This window comes from Bradyrhizobium sp. JR3.5, assembly GCF_054057015.1.
The window spans coordinates 5,910,391-5,928,017 of sequence record NZ_JBSRYV010000002.1 but is presented as its reverse complement, the minus strand read 5'-3'; the positions used below and the strand labels follow the sequence as shown (position 1 = coordinate 5,928,017).

At 64.9% G+C, this 17,627-nt stretch carries 16 protein-coding genes; 4 read left to right on the top strand and 12 right to left on the bottom strand.

Features of this window, described 5'->3' with window-relative positions:
• Positions 1–114: 114 nt before the first annotated feature.
• Positions 115–1,266 carry a glycosyl hydrolase gene (locus tag ACVWW1_RS45145; RefSeq protein WP_456660329.1) on the bottom strand — a complete coding sequence of 384 codons (1,152 nt, stop codon included), beginning with the start codon at positions 1,264–1,266 and terminating at the stop codon, positions 115–117.
• 118 nt (positions 1,267–1,384) lie between these two features.
• Between ACVWW1_RS45145 and ACVWW1_RS45140 the strand changes: the two genes are divergently transcribed.
• From ACVWW1_RS45140 to ACVWW1_RS45130, 3 genes are all read left to right on the top strand, one after another.
• Positions 1,385–2,695, top strand: coding sequence for a glycosyltransferase family 4 protein (locus ACVWW1_RS45140; RefSeq protein WP_456660328.1), 1,311 nt, complete (start codon positions 1,385–1,387; stop codon positions 2,693–2,695).
• A 73-nt stretch (positions 2,696–2,768) separates the two neighbouring features.
• Complete coding sequence (locus ACVWW1_RS45135) at positions 2,769–4,079, top strand: nucleotide sugar dehydrogenase (RefSeq protein ID WP_456660327.1); 1,311 nt, start codon at positions 2,769–2,771, stop codon at positions 4,077–4,079.
• A gap of 17 nt (positions 4,080–4,096) precedes the next feature.
• Entirely contained in the window at positions 4,097–4,807 is a 711-nt protein-coding gene (locus ACVWW1_RS45130) for a class I SAM-dependent methyltransferase (protein WP_456660326.1), read from the top strand.
• A gap of 21 nt (positions 4,808–4,828) precedes the next feature.
• On the opposite strand, the gene ACVWW1_RS45125 is transcribed toward ACVWW1_RS45130, so the two are convergent.
• The 4 genes from ACVWW1_RS45125 to ACVWW1_RS45110 form a co-directional block, all read right to left on the bottom strand.
• Positions 4,829–5,500: a class I SAM-dependent methyltransferase gene (locus ACVWW1_RS45125; protein ID WP_456660325.1), complete on the bottom strand. Its 672-nt coding sequence runs from the start codon at positions 5,498–5,500 to the stop codon at positions 4,829–4,831.
• A gap of 98 nt (positions 5,501–5,598) precedes the next feature.
• Positions 5,599–6,213, bottom strand: coding sequence for a class I SAM-dependent methyltransferase (locus tag ACVWW1_RS45120; protein ID WP_456660324.1), 615 nt, complete (start codon positions 6,211–6,213; stop codon positions 5,599–5,601).
• On the bottom strand, positions 6,210–7,523 hold the full coding sequence (locus tag ACVWW1_RS45115; protein ID WP_456660818.1) for a polysaccharide transporter: 1,314 nt from the start codon (positions 7,521–7,523) through the stop codon (positions 6,210–6,212). The genes ACVWW1_RS45120 and ACVWW1_RS45115 overlap by 4 nt, the downstream gene beginning before the upstream one ends.
• Before the next feature lie 2 nt (positions 7,524–7,525).
• Positions 7,526–8,323, bottom strand: a complete 798-nt coding sequence (locus tag ACVWW1_RS45110) for an O-antigen ligase family protein (RefSeq protein WP_456660323.1) — start codon at positions 8,321–8,323, stop codon at positions 7,526–7,528.
• A gap of 79 nt (positions 8,324–8,402) precedes the next feature.
• Between ACVWW1_RS45110 and ACVWW1_RS45105 the strand changes: the two genes are divergently transcribed.
• On the top strand, positions 8,403–8,822 hold the full coding sequence (locus ACVWW1_RS45105) for a hypothetical protein (RefSeq protein ID WP_456660322.1): 420 nt from the start codon (positions 8,403–8,405) through the stop codon (positions 8,820–8,822).
• On the opposite strand, the gene ACVWW1_RS45100 is transcribed toward ACVWW1_RS45105, so the two are convergent.
• The 7 genes from ACVWW1_RS45100 to ACVWW1_RS45070 form a co-directional block, all read right to left on the bottom strand.
• Positions 8,816–9,922, bottom strand: coding sequence for a glycosyltransferase family 4 protein (locus ACVWW1_RS45100; protein ID WP_456660321.1), 1,107 nt, complete (start codon positions 9,920–9,922; stop codon positions 8,816–8,818). The two genes, ACVWW1_RS45105 and ACVWW1_RS45100, sit on opposite strands and share 7 nt — an antisense overlap.
• Positions 9,923–9,925: 3 nt before the next feature.
• Positions 9,926–10,684, bottom strand: a complete 759-nt coding sequence (locus tag ACVWW1_RS45095) for a class I SAM-dependent methyltransferase (RefSeq protein ID WP_456660320.1) — start codon at positions 10,682–10,684, stop codon at positions 9,926–9,928.
• Complete coding sequence (locus tag ACVWW1_RS45090; RefSeq protein ID WP_456660319.1) at positions 10,681–11,523, bottom strand: hypothetical protein; 843 nt, start codon at positions 11,521–11,523, stop codon at positions 10,681–10,683. Before ACVWW1_RS45090 ends, ACVWW1_RS45095 begins: the two co-directional genes overlap by 4 nt.
• Positions 11,507–13,780 carry a polysaccharide biosynthesis tyrosine autokinase gene (locus tag ACVWW1_RS45085; protein WP_456660318.1) on the bottom strand — a complete coding sequence of 758 codons (2,274 nt, stop codon included), beginning with the start codon at positions 13,778–13,780 and terminating at the stop codon, positions 11,507–11,509. Before ACVWW1_RS45085 ends, ACVWW1_RS45090 begins: the two co-directional genes overlap by 17 nt.
• Before the next feature lie 129 nt (positions 13,781–13,909).
• Positions 13,910–14,707, bottom strand: a complete 798-nt coding sequence (locus tag ACVWW1_RS45080; RefSeq protein ID WP_456660317.1) for a hypothetical protein — start codon at positions 14,705–14,707, stop codon at positions 13,910–13,912.
• A complete protein-coding gene (locus ACVWW1_RS45075; RefSeq protein WP_456660316.1) occupies positions 14,637–16,151 on the bottom strand; it encodes an O-antigen ligase family protein in 1,515 nt (504 codons plus the stop codon). Before ACVWW1_RS45075 ends, ACVWW1_RS45080 begins: the two co-directional genes overlap by 71 nt.
• A gap of 31 nt (positions 16,152–16,182) precedes the next feature.
• A complete protein-coding gene (locus tag ACVWW1_RS45070) occupies positions 16,183–17,367 on the bottom strand; it encodes a polysaccharide biosynthesis/export family protein (protein WP_456660315.1) in 1,185 nt (394 codons plus the stop codon).
• Positions 17,368–17,627 lie beyond the last annotated feature (260 nt).

Sequence of the window (17,627 nt, the reverse complement as noted above, 5' to 3'; positions counted from 1 at the left end):
TCATCGCCGAGGGTTTAACATCGTTATCATTCCAGCAACAGGACCGGTTTGGGCGAGATCTCGACCTCACCGTTGGCGACAGCTCCTTCGCCGCCGTCCAGGCCCTGGTAACGGCTAAAACGCGGGTCGACCCGATGTACGGACCGCCCCTTGGTGGTCCAGAGGATCAAGCCGTTGCGGCCATCCGGCATGCGGAGTTCGACGCGCCAGGTCGACGGCGACGTCCTGCCTGCCGCCACGACGCTGGCGCCGACCAACCATGACTGGACCGTGCGATAGGCAATTCCGCTCGGAAGCAGCCCCGCGCGCCCGGTCCCACAATTTGCCGAAGTCGCTGCCCCCGCCGGCGAACTCGTACCAATAGAACCGGTCGACACCGCTGATCCATTTCAGGATATAGGCGCGCGCCAGAAAGCCATCCGGGTTGTCCTCGTGGGACGACCAGCCGGCCTCGGTGTCCCAGATCGGCCTTGTGGAGAGATCGTGCGCGGCGAGGATCTGCTTGAAGCGGGCGATGATTCCGATCACCGCTTCGGGTTCGCTCGTATAGCCGTGGAAGGCGAAGACATCGGCATATTGTCCGCCGCCTTGCGCCATGAAGGCCTGTTGCCAGCGATAGCCGTCCGGCGTGCCGTTGGACGACGGCGTCAGCACAGTTAGGGCGGGATCGCTGGCCTTGATGATTTCGTAGGCCCGTTTCTGCATCTGGACCATGGTCGCGATATCGCCCGAGTAATATTTGGGATCCTCGGGCTCGTTCCAGATTTCCCAGTATTTGATGCGGCCGGCGGCGCGCGTAACGGCCGCACGCACCCATTCGTCCCATGATGTGAGATCGGCAGGCGGCGAGCTTGCGCCCGGCGTGAATGCTGGCGGCGCATCCTTCACCGACGCGGCCCAACGCGGCGTGAAGGCGAGATTGAGGACGATCTCGACGTGCTCGCGCTCCGCCGCCGCAAGAATGGCGTCGAAGCGCGCCCAATTGTAGATGCCGGGCGCCGGGTTGATCTGCGCCCAGTAGATCGCGCCCCACAGGCGGACGCCGTCAAACTTGAGCGCCGGCCATGGCTGTGACTGCCCGATCGCATTGATCGTCATGCCGAAAAGCGTCGGCGGGATCACCACGTTCACATGGCTCACATTGAGCACATCGTTTGCCGCCGCACCGGCCCACTGCAGCGGCCATTTGTGAGCCAGCGGCGCCAGCGCACTCAAAACCAGCGCGATCGACGCCCTTTGTGCCCAATCCCTCACTCTACCTGCCATGTCGGTGTCTCGTCGCCGTCACATCCGCGGCGGGATTTGCAAAATGGAAGCTACGCATGTTAATGCCGATGTTAGTCAGATTGTGATGTTGTTAGGTCAATGGTATAGATCATCGCAGATGTCGAGAGCTGAACCATCACCGCGGCGGATCCTGATCATCGTCGAGAACCTTCCGGTTCCTTTCGATCGCAGGGTGTGGTGCGAGGCAACGTCGCTGCGCAAGGCAGGCTATGAAGTTTCGGTGATCTGCCCGAAGGGCCGCGGCCATACCGAATCCTACGAGTGCCTCGACGGCATTCACATTTACCGTCATCCGATGCCGGTGGAAGCGCGCGGGATCGCCGCCTATCTCATCGAATATCCGGTCGCACTGTTCTGGGAGACGTGGCTTGCGATCAAGGTCGCGTGGAAGCACGGCTTCGACGTGATCCATGGCTGCAATCCGCCCGACCTGATCTTCCTGATCGGCCTGCTGTTCAAGCTCGGCGGCAAGCGCTTCGTGTTCGATCATCACGACGTCAATCCCGAGCTCTACGAAGCAAAATTCGGCCGCAGGGATTTCTTCTGGCATCTGCTCCGGCTGGTCGAATATCTCACCTTCAAGACCGCAAGCATCTCGATCGCGACCAACGAATCCTATCGCGAGATCGCGATCACCCGTGGCCGGATGCCGGCCAACCGGGTCTTCGTGGTGCGCTCAGGCCCCAATCTCGAACGGGTGCGCTCCCGCCCCGCCGATCCGGCTTGGCGCCGCGGCCGGCGCTACAGCGTCGGCTATGTCGGCGTGATCGGCCAGTCGGAAGGCATCGATCTCCTGCTGCAATCGATTGGCCACATCGTGCACGATCTCGGCCGTACCGACATCCAGTTCAACATCGCCGGCACCGGGCCGGAGTGGAATGCGGTGGTCAAGCTCTGCGCGGAGATGCAGCTCTCCGACTACGTGAACTTCACCGGCGCCGTCGCGGATGACGCGCTGTTCACGATGCTCTCGACCGCAGATGTCTGCGTCAATCCGGATCGCGTCACGCCGATGAACGACGTCTCCACCATGAACAAGATCATGGAGTACATGGCGCTCGGACGGCCGATCGTTCAGTTCGAGGTTCGCGAAGGCCGGCGCTCCGCGCTCGACGCCTCGCTCTATGCGGCGAAGAACGACCCGCAGGATTTCGCCGGCAAGATCATCACGCTGATCGATAATCCGGCGCTGCGGCAGACGATGGGGGCCTTTGGCCGCAGGCGCGTCGAGCGCGAATTGTCCTGGACGCATGAGGAGCCGAAGCTGCTCGCCGCCTACGAGGCGTTGTTCGCCAGGAAGCTTCCCTGGCAGAGCCGCGCCCCACGCGCGACCGCCACCGCGGAGCGGTCGACCTCGCAGGCGCCCGGCGTCAGCGCCAATGCAGCTGCCGGGCGGGCATCGCGTTGAACGCCCCGCCGCCTCACTCACGCAAAACACGACGCGGCCACGCGCAGGTCGCTGGATTGTCGAAGGTCGAGGCATGAACGTCAGCATTTTCGGCCTTGGCTATGTCGGAACGGTCTGCGCGGCCTGTTTCACCGAGCTCGGCCACCAGATCATCGGCGTCGACAAGAGCATCGCGAAGGTCGACCTGATCCGCGAGGGTCGATCGCCGGTCATCGAGCCGGGCATCTCGGACAAGGTGGCGCACGCGGTTGCAACGGGTCAGTTGACCGCAACCACCGACGCCACCGAGGCGATCGTCAACAGCGACATATCGATGGTCTGCGTCGGCACGCCGTCGTCCGGCAACGGCAATCTCGACCTGACCGCGATCCGGCAGGTCGCTATCGAGATCGGCCGCGGGCTGCGCGCGAAGAACGCGCCGCATACCGTGACGATCCGCTCCACCGTGCTGCCCGGCACCACCCGCGACACCGTCGGGCCGCTGATCGAGGAAGCCTCCGGCAACAAGATCGGACGCGATTTCGACCTCGCCTTCAATCCGGAGTTCCTGCGCGAAGGCAGCGCGATTGCGGATTTCAACGCGCCGTCCAAGACCGTGGTCGGTGCCTTCAACCAGGAAACCGCCGACCGCGTCATGGCGCTCTACAAGGATTTGCCGGGCGCCAAGATCACGCCGCCGGTAGAGACCGCCGAACTGGTCAAATATGTCGACAACAGCTGGCATGCGCTGAAGGTCAGCTTTGCCAACGAGATCGGCACCATCGCAAAGACGCTCGGCATCGACGGCCGCGACGTCGTGAACATCTTCCTGCAGGACACCAGGCTCAACATCTCGCCTGCCTATTTGCGGCCGGGTTTTGCCTTCGGCGGCTCCTGCCTGCCCAAGGACGTCAAGGCGCTAAAGCACCTCGCGCACAGCCGTGGACTGTCGACGCCGGTGCTCGAAAGCATCCTGCCAAGCAACGACATGATCATGTCGCGCGGCGCCGACTGGATCCTGTCGCATGACGGCCGCCGCATCGCGTTCCTCGGCATCAGCTTCAAGGCCGGCACCGACGATGTCCGCGACAGCCCCTTCGTCGAGCTGGTCAAAAGCTTGCGCGGTGAGCAGCGCGACATCCGGATCTACGACCCGAACGTGCAGCTGTCGCAACTGATCGGCGCCAACCGGGAATTCCTGATGCGCAACCCTGAGCTGGTCGGTTTGCTGCATGACGATGTGACGGCGACGATCGAATGGGCCGACATCATCGTGCTGACGACGGCCGATCCGCGCTTCGTTGCGGCACTGAAGGCAACCCGGCCCGATCAGGTGGTGCTGGAACTGTCGGACATTGGACTGCCCCGAGAGGTGCGCGCCAAAGTGAGCGGCTTCCACTGGTAGGGAACACCGCGGCTACCATGGCCCAGACCCGCGACCGACCCGAAATCCGCTTTCACGACGAGATCTCGTCGGAATGGGAGAGGCTGCATCAGAGCCGCACCTTCAAGGCGCGCACCGCCGCGATGTTCGATCTGATCGGGAACGCGGACCTCAATGGCCAGCGTTGGCTGGATGCAGGTTGCGGCACCGGAACGCTCTCCCGTCTGCTCGCCGCGTGCGGCTGCAACGTTACCGGCGTCGACGCCTCGTCGGAGATGATTGCAGCTGCACGCGACCGCCCCGCGGACGGCGCTCCGGCCGACCGGCTCGCGTTCCGGCAGATTCCGACCATCGCAAACCTGCCGTTTGCGGATCGATCCTTCGACGGCGTGCTCTGCGCGAGCGTGCTGGAATATGTCCCCGACGTGGCGCAGTGCCTCGCCCAGATCCATCGCGTGCTCAGGCCCGGCGGGCTTTTGCTGGTCTCGGTGCCCAATCGCGGATCGCTGTTGCGCCAGGGCTACAAGCTCGCACATGCGGCTTCGTCGCGCGTGTCTTCGCGGCCGCTGTTCCGCTACCTCGCCTTTTCCAAATTCGACACCACGCCGGCCGTCATGCAGGGCCTGCTGCGACAACATGGTCTCACAATGCTCGGCGTCAGCTTTGGCGGCTCGCCGCTCCCGCCGGCGCTCGATCGCCGGCCCGCGGTCGGCACGCTGATCAATATGCTCGCCCGCCGCGACGATTGATGCGGCGGGCAGATGCCTGCCTCACGCCTTGATCGCCATCAGCGACTTGGTCATGCCGAGATATCGCTCGCGATAGATCTTCGCGTCCGGGAATGTCTCCGTCATCTCGCGCCCGTCGAACAGGTGCCAGTCGGGCGCGGTCCGCTTGAACCAGAAGCGGTTAAACCTTTCGATCAGTGCGATTTGCTGTCGCCTCGGCAACAGGACGATGATTCCGGGCAGCCAGGTATGGCTCTCGATCGGAAAGTACCGATACGGCGTCTGCACGTAAAACGACCTCGCGACCCGCGCGATCTCGCCGGCAAAGCGATTCTGGTGCTCGCGCGCGATAGTCCGGAATGCCGTGTCGTCCTCGATCGTCACGACGTGCTGCTTGGGCCCGGTAACATGCTCGATCACCGACGAGCAGAAGCAGAAGTCGAATGCCTGATCGTTGAACGGCAGGCGTTCGGTCTCCTGCAGCAGGACAGTCTTGAACCCGAAGCGCTCGCGCGCGGCCTTCAAATCGTCGCCCGAAATGTCGCAGACGGTGATGTCGGTATGGCGGGGCAGAACCGCGCGAATGTGCCGGCCGGTGCCGCCGCCGAGATCGAGGATCTTTGCGTCGAGCGGCAGGTTCACGGTGCGGACGAGGAACTCGCCGCGCCGCTTGCGCGCTGCACCGGAAAATCGGGCTTGAATTGCGCCCAGCAATGTCAGTCTCCTGCTACCGGTTGCGTCGGTCTAGCACGGCACGCGCAATTCTTCACGCAACGGCATATCGGCTCCCTGCTTCCGCTCACTTGATCGCCTCAAAGAAGATCGACTCGTCCGGCCGGTTGTCGAGCCGGTCGATGTCGGGGCAGATGCCTTCGCGATAGGCCCGGGTGTGGGTCTCGGAACAGCCCGCGTCGCGGAACAGCGCCGCGAGGGAGGCGCGCGTAAAGCCCCAGTGATGCGCGAAGGCGGCCTCCTTGCGGCGCTCGATCTCGAACACGCCCTTGAGGAAGGCCTGCTGGCGCTGCCGGATCGTAGAGCGCGACGATCCTTTCCATGTCGGGGACGACGATACGGCATACCCCGCCCGGCGCCAACACCCGCGCGATCTCGCGCGCCAGCCGCTCGACCTCGTCAGGAAACAGATGTTCGAAAACATGTGCGCTGAACACCGCCGCGAGGCTGCCATCCGCGAACGGCAACGGCTTGGTCAGATCCATGTAGCGGAGCGCGGCAAACTTCCCCTGGCGGTGCTCGGCATAGCGGGCGGCGCTCAGCAGGCCGGCGAGATGCAACGCTTTCGCCGCGAGCGGCACCCGCGCGATCCACAGATGCATCGTGATGTCGGTGTTGATCCAGCCCTCGATTCCGCAATTGAAGGCGCCGATATGCAGCCGCTGCAGCGCGCGGCCGGGTGCGTCGTCGGTCATGTCTTCTCCCGCACCGAATTGGTCAGCACGACCACGATCACCGAAGCCGCGCTGGAGGCCACCATCGCCGCTACCGCTCCCATCACCTGCCAGGCTTCCGCCGCAAGCGGCAGAACGCAGCACAGCGCGACGAGGCCAGCGATCCGGCTCAGCATGAACCGCTGCGGCCTGCCGGTCGCAAACAGCGGCAGCGCGAGGCCAAGCCACACCGCGTCGAGCGCCATCGCTGTCCCCATCAAGGCGATGCTGCCGGCCCCGATCTCGTAACTCTGGCCGTGAATGACAAGCGCGAGCATGCGCTGACCGAGCAGCACGACCATCGCGCCATAGGCGAGCGCGATCGAGCCGAGCAGCACGGCATTTTCGCGCGCAGCAGCGGCGACCGCACTGCGCCGGCCGGCGCGCAGCTCGGCTGCGATTTCCGGCAGGCGGACCGAGAACATCGTCGCGCAGAACTGGCTGAGCGGTGCGAACGCCAACAGCAGGATCCGCAGCGACGCGCTCGCGTCCAGCCCGATCAGGAAGCCGCAAACCGGGATCAGCCCGATACTGCCGATCCAATAGGTGAGCGAGGTCGCGACGAACCAGCGGCCGTTCCGAAACAGCCGTCGCAGCGAGCCGCGGAAGATCCGGGTCTGCGGCCAGGCCAGGTCGCTGGTGTGAGCGAGCAACAGGCTGCCGGCGAGTGCCGCGGAGATCGCGATGCACGCCATCGCGGCGGCAGCGCCGGTCAGCTTGAGCGTGATCATCAGCCCGGCCGAGACGACGAGCGCCGCGCAATAGGTCAGCGACGACGCCACCGCGCGGGCCAGCCGCCCATCGAGATAGCAGATGCGGCGGAACATGCTTTGCAGCCGAACCGCCGGGATCGCGAGCCCGGTTGCGATCACGAGCCCGCCCGCGACGCCGCCGACCGCACCGATCACGAGGCCGGCAATCACCAGCAGCAGGCCAAGCGCCGCCGAGAGCAGCAGCGACGACAGATAGAGGCCGAGCCGCAGTTGCGGCCACCGCGATTTCGGGATGCGATGCGCGGTCGCCGGCAGCCCATCGTCGAACAAGCCGCGCAGAAACACCGCCTCGATCAGGATCGAGAACGACCAGGCGACGCTGAATTGGCCGAATGAATTGATATCGAGCACATTCGCCAGCACGATCGTCAGCACGAAGGCCGAGCCGCTGAGCAGGGCCTGATCGATCAGGCCGAGCGCGACATTGCCCCCGGCGCGCCGCAGCCGGCGGAGCGCTCCGCTCACGGCTCCGACTACCCTGGTCTGGGCGGCCACGCGATCCAACCTGTCGGTCAACACACTCACGCCTCACTCACACCCAGTCTGGTGAACGCCCGCCGCGGCGCCATTTGCAGCCTGGCCTCCGGGCCGAAATAGCACCAGAACACCAGCACGCAGCCAAAATAGTTGTGCAGCAGCTGACTCGAATCGTTGGCTGACGCGATCACGACGAACAGCAGCATCGCGAACGGCGCCAGCCAGTACATCCCGCGCCGCTCGAAGGTGAAGACGATGGTGTTCCATAGCGCCCGCGCCAGCAGCAGCATATAGAACGCGCCGCCGAGCAGGCCGAACTGGAGGAAAGCATCGAGATAGGAATTCTCGAACGAGCCGAACTCGGTGTTCCATGGCGCCATGCTCGTCAGCTCGTTCACGGGCGAGTTCGGCAGTTCGTTGAAGAACCCGGAGAAGCCGTAGCCGAGCCAGGGGTGTTGCCAGAAGAAATGCGGCCAGACCGCCCAGAGGAACGAGCGGCCGGTCAGGTTTCCACTGCGGCCGACCAGCCCGTACAACTCGTCGCTCGGCACGGCGAACATGACCAGCGCAACAAAGGCGAGGCCGAGCCAGTAGATTGAGGCAGCTCCCCTGCGGCCAAGCACCACCAGCAGCAGCCCGAAAGTCACGGCGAGTGCCGTCAACATGCTGATCAGCGGTCCTGCGGCGCCGGCCGCGGCGAGCGCAAAGAGATGACACCCCATCAGCAACAGCGACCAGCCGAACTGCCGCCGCGGCCCCGCCAGCATGCGGACGAAACAGATCAGCACCATGAGACCGAAGAAGGCGCCCGCGAGATTCTTGCTGGCCGAACACGCCGGCATAGGCCTGGGTCCCGAGCACGGTCGGCCGATGCAGCGGGTCGTAGTCCCATTGCGAGCCGATCACCGGAAACAGCAGGACGTGAACGATCAGCACCGCGATTCCGATCCGGAACAGGGTGTCGACGAGCCGATCGACGGGGCAGCTGATCACGACCCATGCCGAGAACAGCGTGGTCAGGAGATACATCGCGAACTTGATCGACGCGCCCGCGGCGTCGGCGCTCAGCGCCAGCGACACCAGCGCGAAGGCAATGAACGTCAGGTAGAGATGCGATTGCAGCATCAGCAGGCCGAAACGCTTCCGATCGACCGCAACGTGCAGCAACAGCAAGATGTAAAGCAGCAGCCACGCGCCGCGGAACAGCGTGGACTCCCCGGCCCGTTCCGCGAACGAGATGCCCTCGATGAAATTGAACAGGAAATAGATGCAGCCGAGCACCATCACCAGATAAGCGTGCAGAAAGACCTCGGTTCGAAACCACCATCTGCCGATCATTGAACGGCTTCCTGCCGGGCTAAGAGATGATCGACCGCGGCCGCAAGGCGCGCCGCGGCGTCGGCAAGTGCGTCCTTTCGCACGCTCTGCCGGGCATGCCGCGACATCGCCTCCCAGCGCGCGGGATGCTCGAGCAGGCCGCGCGCCGCGTCGACCCAGAGCTGCTCATCGAGCGCACAAACATGGCCATTAACCTGGTCGCGCACCAACTCGCCGCCCGCCCCGACATGGGGCGACACCAGGCAAGGAACCCCACACTGCAAGGCCTCGTTGCACACCAGACCCCACGGTTCCAGCAACGAGGGCAGCAGCAACAACCGCGATTGCAGATAGACCTCCGATATTGCCTGCCACGGCACATGGCTGTCGTGGCTGACATCGATGCCGGCGCCCCCGAGCCGCGCCAGCATGCGCTGCTCGGCAGCGCCGGACCCGACCACGCGAACCCTTAAGCCGGGCAAGACCCGGCCGAGCGCGATGGCGGCGCTCTCGAAGAAGATCGCGTTCTTGGCGTCGTCGTTGATGCGGGCGCACCAGAGCAGGTGAAATGGACGGTCGTTGAAACCCGGGACGGTGTCCGGCGGATCCCATGCCGGCACCAGCGGCACCACGAACAGATCGTCGTCGCCGACACGCTCGCCACGAAAATACGCCCTGCCCTTGTCGCTGCAGCACACGACCGCGTCGCACTGGCGCAGCAGCCATGGCCGCGCCAGGCGATGATAGGCCGTGTTGGGCATCGTCTCGCGCCAGCCGTCGATCGTCAACGCAAGCGCCCTGCCGTTGGCGCGCGCCCATGCCGCGCCGGCCAACATCGAGGGATAAAGCCCGTTGACGAACAGCAGGTCGGGCGCGAGCGCGTTCAAGGCGCGCCCGATCCCGATATTGAGATGGGTGTAACGCGACCGCGACAGCGGGATCGAGACACCGGGCACCGTGCGCGTCGCGTAGCGCGGCGTGAACGATCCCGCCCAGGAGCGATCGGCCTCCTGCGCGGTACAGGACAGCACCGCGAGATTGAGCCCACGGTCAACCAGCGCGTTGTAGAGCCGGTTGGTGTAGGGTGTGATCATGTTGTTGAAGACGACCACGCGCGGCGCCATGGCTTATCGGTCCCGCGGCGGCGGCGCCGCCTCGGCGCGCCGGCAGAGCGCCCCGCAATGATAGGTCGCAAGCCGGGTCGCAAGCTCGGGGCTGACCGACAACAGCGACTTCCGCACAAGGCTCTTGGCAAGCCCCTTGACTCGCGATGAATAAAAGGCGTGCACCGGCAGGCTGTGATCATAGGTACCGAAGCCGACAACATCGAGCCCCGCGGTCTCCAGCACCAGGCGAAACGTGTCCGGCGTGTAGAAATTGATGTGGCCGATGTCGAGCGTCGATTGCAGCGCCCGGCGATTGGTCCGCGCATGCAGCTCGCACGGCACTTCGAGATAGATGAAATTCCGCGCCACCCGGGCAAGCTTGTGCAGGAACGCGCGCGGCTCGGGCACGTGCTCGAGCACGTGGCTGGCATAGACGAGGTCGAACGATCCGTCGGCGAACGGGATCGTTGCACCGTCATAGCTCGACCAGCGGAACGGGGCTGAAGCGGCGCCGTCGATCTCCAGATTGGTTGCGGGATCGATGACGTCGATGCCAGTGAAGTCGCGGCCGATGCCGATCGCGGACAGCCGCGCCAGCACGGCGCCGGTGCCGCAGCCGACCTCGAGCACACTGCCGACACTGGAGGCGGACGCGCCGAGCAAGCCGGCGATATGATCGGCCTTGTCGACCGCGCAGACGCGGCGCCAGTCGCGCTCCTGCGCCGAATAGACGCCCTCATAATGCGCGTTGTGCTGTCCGATGCTGAATTCCATCGTCATGGTCTAGCCATCGCTGCGGGCGGCATTCGGGCAAGCTCATCGAGGCGGACGTTCGATTTGCGTTCCAGATCGCGTCGCTCTGCCGGCGAGAGGTGGTCGAGATCGTATCCAATGTCGGCCATGGTGCGGGTCAGGATGTCGACGTTCCGTTGCGGGACAGCCGCAAGGCCGGCCAGCAGCCTGTCCCGGTGCAGCCAGCCAGGGCCCTTCAAGAGATCGATCGCCTCGGTGTACAATTCGGTCTTCACCAGACGTGCGAACTCGGCAACGACCGCGCCCGACAAATCGGGCGGCAGGGCATCGAGCATCGCGAGCGCCATCGCGCTGCGCTTGACGACGATCCAGCCCTCATTGGGTCCGAGCCGGTAAGACATCCGCAGCAGGTCGAAATTGGCGTCGCTCAAGCCCTGCCTCGTGTTGCGCAGCCAGAATAGCACCAGCCAGAGATACGGATCGGCCGGTGCGCAGCCGAGCGATTTGCGGACGGCCGCGTCGAGCTCGCCCATCCGGTCGTCCACCCGATCGCCAGATGCGAGCGCGTTCTCGGCGAGCCGCAGCCGGATCACCGCCGCGCTGCGGTCGACCGCCGGCATGCAATCCGATCGCGCCGCGGTGCGCGACAACAGCGGACCGAGGTCATCGAGCTCGGCATCGCTGACCGGCACGTTGCGCAGGATCAGGTCCCTGGCGCCATCCAGCCGCGTCTGGGCCACGAAGGCCGGCAAGGTGGTCGCGCCCCAGGCGACCGACGAGCACGCGACCGCGGCCAGGAAGCCGCGCGCAAGCCAGATGGCGGCACGCCCGGGCATCGCACCGTGCGTCTCACTCGGTGTAGCCATATCGCCCATAATGCGAGTTGTAGTAGTAGTTCTTGCCGCCGTAGCCGCTATAGCGGCTCATCGCGGCGATATCGGCCTTGTTGAGCACGACGCCGAGCAGGTTCTCGTTGACCGCGCGCGCGCTGCGCAGCGCCCGCTCGACCACCTGCACCTGGGTCTTGCCCCATTCCACGATGAAGACGAAGGAATCGACGAAGTGCGCGGTGATGCGGACATCGACCACCGGCGTCAGCGGCGGGAAGTCGACGATCACGTAATCATAATGGCTACGGACCCCGTCGATGAAATCCTTCATCTGGTCGGAGGCCAGCACCTCGTGCGAATGCGCGATGCGCGACCGTGTGGCGCCGGGCAGGAAGGCAAGGCCGGTCTCGGGATCGCGCCACAACGTGTCCTGCAATGTCGCATTGTTCGACAGGACGTCGAGAATGCCGCGCTCGGCGCTCGCGGCGACCTTGCGGCTGAGCGAGGGATTGCGCAGGTCGCAATCGACCAGGAGCACGCGTGCCCCGCTCTGTGCGACCAGCTGCGCGAACACGAAGGCCAGCGTCGACTTGCCCTCGTTGGGCAGCGCCGAGGTCAGGCCGAGGATCTTCGACGGCTTGGTGACGTTGAGGTCCGCATTGACCTTGATCGAGCGAATTGCTTCCGAGAACCGTGAGAACGGCGAATCGATTGCAGCCCACAGCACCGGTTCATCGCCGCGCTGGATCATGCGCGCGCCGACCGGCAGGTTGGGACGAACGACCACCGGCGCCTTCAGCTGGCTTGGCGAGAGGCGAGGAACGATGGCAACGCAATCGGCGTCGAGGATCGTCTCGACCATTTCAGCGGTGCGGAACACCCGGTCATAGAGGTCACGCAACACGCCGAGCCCGAGCCCGGCGATCAGGCCGCCGAGCGCCGAGAGCGCGAGCACGACCAAGGTCTGCGGGTGGCTCTTGCTGAGCGGACGCGAGGCACGCGTGATCACCCGCGCCTCGCTGACCGGGAACGACTGCTGCTGCACATTTTCCATGTAGCGCTGCAGGAAATTGTCATAGAGCGAGCGGTAGGTCTGGGCCGAGCTCTCGAGCTCGCGCAGCGTGACCTGCGCCTGGTTGGTGGACTGCGACTGCGAAACCGACTCGTTAACGGCGCGCTCGATCTCGGTCTGACGCTGCAGGGCGATCGCATAGTCGCTCTTGTAGCTTTCGGCGAGCCGCTTCAGCTCGTCGATGATCGACGATTGGATCTCGCGCATCTGGTTGCGCAGATTGACGGCGGCCAGGTGATTGTAGCCGTAGCGCGACGACCAGTCGGCCTCGCGGTTGGCCAGCTCAAGATACTGCGATCGCAGCTTGGTGATGACCTGGTTGTTCAGGGTATCGGCAACCGTTGCGTCGGCGACGCCGCCCTTCACCACCGCCTCGATGCGGTCGAGCTTGGCCTTGGCGTCGGTGACCTGCGACTTCACATGGACCAGCTGGGTGTTGAGCTCGCCGAGCTGCTGCTCGTTGAGCAACTTGCCGCTGGATGTGACGATGTTGTTGGTCTTCTTGTAGTCGAGCACCGCGCGCTCGGCATTGGATGCCTGCGTGCGCAGCTCCTGGATGCGGTCCTGCAGCCAGACGCTGGCGCGGCGGGTCGCCTGATACTTGGAATCGAGCTGGTCGACGATGTAGGCGTCGGCAACACCGTTGGCGATCTGCGCAGCGCGTTCCGGATCGAGCGAGCGGAAAGAGACCTCGATCACATAGGTCATGCCGCGGCGGCGGACGTCGAGTTGCTTCTGGAAGGTGCGGACCGCGCGCCGAGTCCGGTCGAACTCGTTGGGCGGCGCGCTACCGGCGAACAGGCCGGATACGAAATCGAGCACGGCTCCCGCCGCGCCGGCCCTGGAGCCGATGAATTCCGGATCCTCGTTGAGCTTGAGGTCGCGGATCACCGCGAGCGCCACGTTCTCGGATTTCAGGATTTCGACCTGGCTCTCGACCGCGGAGGAATCGACCGGGAGCTCGCTCACCGGCGATTGCTGCTGGAAGGTCTGGAATTTGCGCGTGTCGATGATCATCGTGGCGAGCGCGGTATAGCTCGGGGCCGCCGTCATCAGGTAGCAGATGCCGCCGAACAGGCAGAGGCCCGCCGTCCCGAGGATCACCCAGTACTGCCGGAGCAGATAGGTGACAAAGGCGTCGAAGGTCTCCGCCAGCGACGGCAATTCGGCCGGACGATTTCTCAGATCGACAGACGGCGAAATCTGGTTACGCTGAAGCATCTCGTCCTATCGCCGCGCCGGCAGGATACACCCTGCCCTCGCGCCCTCCAGTGATCCCGGGAAGCGTCCCGCCGCCGACACCAAAGCGCGTTGCTGCAGAGAGTTCTCCATTGGGGATCGGACGCCCGCTCAGGGAGTAACTGTTGAAAGCAGCGTGGTGCCGCCGGTAGTCGTACCCGTCGTCCCGTTGCCGGATCCGGTAACCGATGAGGTAAAGCTGAAAATGCCGGTGTTCACGCTGTTGCCGTTGATGGCCTCGAGCGTGCCGCCGCCTGCGCCGCCGGCACCGAGGGCGCTGGTCTGGCCGCCGGATGCACCGGCGCTGCCCGCGCCGCCGGCGCCGGTCGCAGCGGTGCCGCTATCACCCGACGCCGCGGCAAACGCCATCACGGTGTCGAGGTCCTTGGTGTCGGCGATCGCCTGCTGAATGCGCGTCGCGTAGGGCTGATTGCTGCGCACGACGATGCGCGCGGCCTGGGCGAGGCCGGCGGCGATCGCGGTCTTCTGGTCCTTGCTGGCCTTGGCGAGCAGCGCAACGAGCGGATCGAGCGACGTCGGATCGTTGAGGGCGAAATCGCGCGCCCGCGAGGTCAATTCCACGCCGGCGTTCGGATATTGGGTCAGTAACTGTTCCGGATTGGCCTTGAAATTCGTGACCGCCTGCGAGAGCTGGATCAGCCCGCCGGGCGGTTCCGCCATCGCGGCGCCGCCGGGCGCCGCCAGCGCCAACATCGCCAATATCGCCAATATCGCCAGGCGCAAGGCGGAAAAGCCGCCGGTTCGTTCAAATGTGAACACCGCTATCTCCCTAACGAATACTAACAGTTCGTTAGCATAGTCAGAGTTATCGCGCCAATTAAAACCCCTGCCCGGCCGCGCCGCCGGGCTCAGGCGCGAAATCAGCGTTAACTGGCGAACCGGCCGCAATACAGGCGTCCCTGTCGCCGCGAGCACTGCCGGCGCCCCTGCCGGAGCGGAAGGATTGTGACAGGCCCGCCCCGAGCATCGCGGCGATAACAACGGCATAGCCGGTGATCTGGAGCGAGAAATCAATCATCGAATGGAGTGCGCCGGCGGTCGACGCGCCGAGCGCCGCGAGCGGCACGATCGCGTCGCGGCGACGGGTCCGCACGCCATGCGCGAGCACCCCGAAGGCTCCGAGCAGCGCGATCATGACCGCGCCGGTCATTAACATTCCGCCGTCGGACGCCAGCTCGAGCCAGCTGTTGTGGGCCCGGTTCCAGGTCCCGCGCAACGAGATGTCGTCGGTGCGATAGGCCGGATAGACCCATTCGAAGGACCCGAAACCATCGCCGAGCCAGGGATGATCCCAGATCATCCGCAACGTCGCGCGATAGGTCGAGAACCGTCCCTCATCCGACAGGCCGATCGTGCTGAAGCGCGCGCCGACGCCGCCGCCGAGAAGGTGCAGCAGCGCCAGCGCAACCAGGCTGCCGACGCAAAGCGCCATGATCAGGCCGTAGCGACGCGGCATCCGGTTACGAAAGAAGATCGCGACAGCTGCGACCGCAGCGAGCAACGAGATCCCGACGCCGCCGCGCGATCCGGTCAGAAACATCGCCAGCAGGCAAGTGAGCCAGCCGAACGCATGGCCGGCGAGCCGGCGCCGTGCCGGCATATCGAGGCGCGCCAACAGGCGTGGCAGGCTTGCCCGGTGCGACGGCCAGTGCCGCTCGATCAATTCGCAGCCGAACAACAGCCAGATCAGCGCACAGCAGCCATAATAGATGGCCGCCGTGTTGCGGTTGACGAAGGGAGACGTCAGCCACTCCAGATGGGCCTGCTTGTCGTGAAGCAGGAAGATCCGGGTGGGATCGATCGCGAAAGTGATGACGCCGAGGATCGCGTAGACCAAGCCGGCAATGGCCACCGCCCGCAGCAATCCGCGCGCCACTACGCGGTTCGCACCGAGCACGACCCCGATCGCAAAGCTGAGCAGGCAGACGATCCCGACGCTCGCGGAATAAAACGGCTGGTTGCGCGCGATCGTCACGGCGGGCGGAAGCTCGGCCGGCAGCAACTTGCCGGCCTCTGCCCACAGCGCGTTCGGCGCCACGCCCAACCAGGGCCGCACCGCCGACTGCTCGTGCAGCACCAGCGTGGCGAGCGCGGCCAGCAGCGCCGTTACCGAGAGGATTGCAAGCTGGCTGCCGCGCAACGGCATCGGCAACACCCCGAGCAGCGCGACGCCGAGCAGAATCGACCAGATCGCCGGCGCGACGACCCCGACCGAGCCGAGCGGCAGCGGCGCCAGCGCGACGACGGCGCAGAACAGCCACGACGACCAGCGCACGGGCAACGGCAGTGCCGTCGCCTCGCCCGAGCCGGAAGCTAATCGCAAACGTGTCATGAAGCCGGCCGCGCCGGCTCACGCCCGAGTATCAGGGCGCAAGCTTGATCGAATTACGAAGCAAAGTTGCGTTGTAGGCGGCCACGATCGGATCGTTCACCGTTGCGGTGACGAGGCGGATCTGCTGCATGAGCTTGGCGTCCTCGACAGATGCCGCGTTCGATGCATAAAGCACGTCCTTGTTGCGCAACTGGAAACGCGTGGCCAGGAAATAGCCGGCCGGATCGCGGAAATTGATGTTGTAGACGACCGGGATGATCGGCCCTGAATATTTGCTGACGTCGACGCCAAGCTTGGCCGCCACTTCCGGCAGCTCGCCGCGATAGACGAACACCGAGGCCGGATCGGCCGAAGAGTCGTTCAGGCCGCCCGCCTTGGCGACCGCTTCGGCGAGCGAGATGCGCCAGGCCTCGAAATTGAACTGGCCCTGCGCGCCCGACGCGCCGAAGGCGACGAAGGTCTGCGGCTCGCGGTAGACATAGATGGTGTCGCCCGGATGCGCATAGATGTTGCTCTTGGGCTCGTAAACCAGCTGGCCGAACGGCACCGTGGTGCGCTTGCCGTCGCGCTCCAGCATCACCCAGGTATCGAAGCCCTGCCCCTTCGGGCCACCGGCGCGCGTGATGGCGTCGAGCACGCGCTCGCCCGCGGCGTTGGCGGGGAAGCGGTTAGGTGTGTTGACCTCGCCGAGCACAGAGATCAGCGAGGTGCGCTGCTCGATCAGGGCGACCACGGCCTGCGGCTCGATCGCGCGGTTCTTCAGCGCATCGACGATCGAGCGCTGCACCTCGGTCGGGGTGCGGTTCTTGGCGCGGATCGCGCCGGCATAGGGCACCGAGATGTTGCCGTCGGTATCGACGTTCTGGTTCGGCAGCGTGATGTAGTTGCCGGGACGCACGCCGGCCTCGGCCGGAATGAACAGACCGCCGGCGGCGGCCTCGAAGATCGTGACGCTGACGACGTCGCCGATACCGAAACGGATGTCCTTGGGCGGCGGGCCTTGAATGCCGCCGGCGAGTTGCGGCGCGAATGACGCCAGCACGTTCTCGACCTGCGGCGTGATCTTGACCATCGCGTAGGGCAGGCTTTCCGGATCCCGCTGCCCGGCGACGACATCAGAGCTCGTCGGACCGTTGGTCGGCATGTAATGGCAACCGCCGACCCAGCAGGCGGCCGCAAGCAATAACATTGCTCGAATGAAATTCGCACGCGACATTTAAAATGCTCCGGCCGTGCCGTAACACGCCGACTATCATAATCACAAGATTACGTGATATAGTGCACTGCAATTGATAAATAATGTTAACAAGGTGAGGCAATTCAGCGACACCGGCGCGCCGCCGTGAGGCAACGGCCCGCGTGACCTCACTCCGGCTTTGATTTCGTGTGATGTTCCGATTATCTGTGAACGAGATGGTTTCAGTTAACCGATTGAGGGTTCGATGGCTCGCATGAGGCCGCTGGCGATCGTACTGG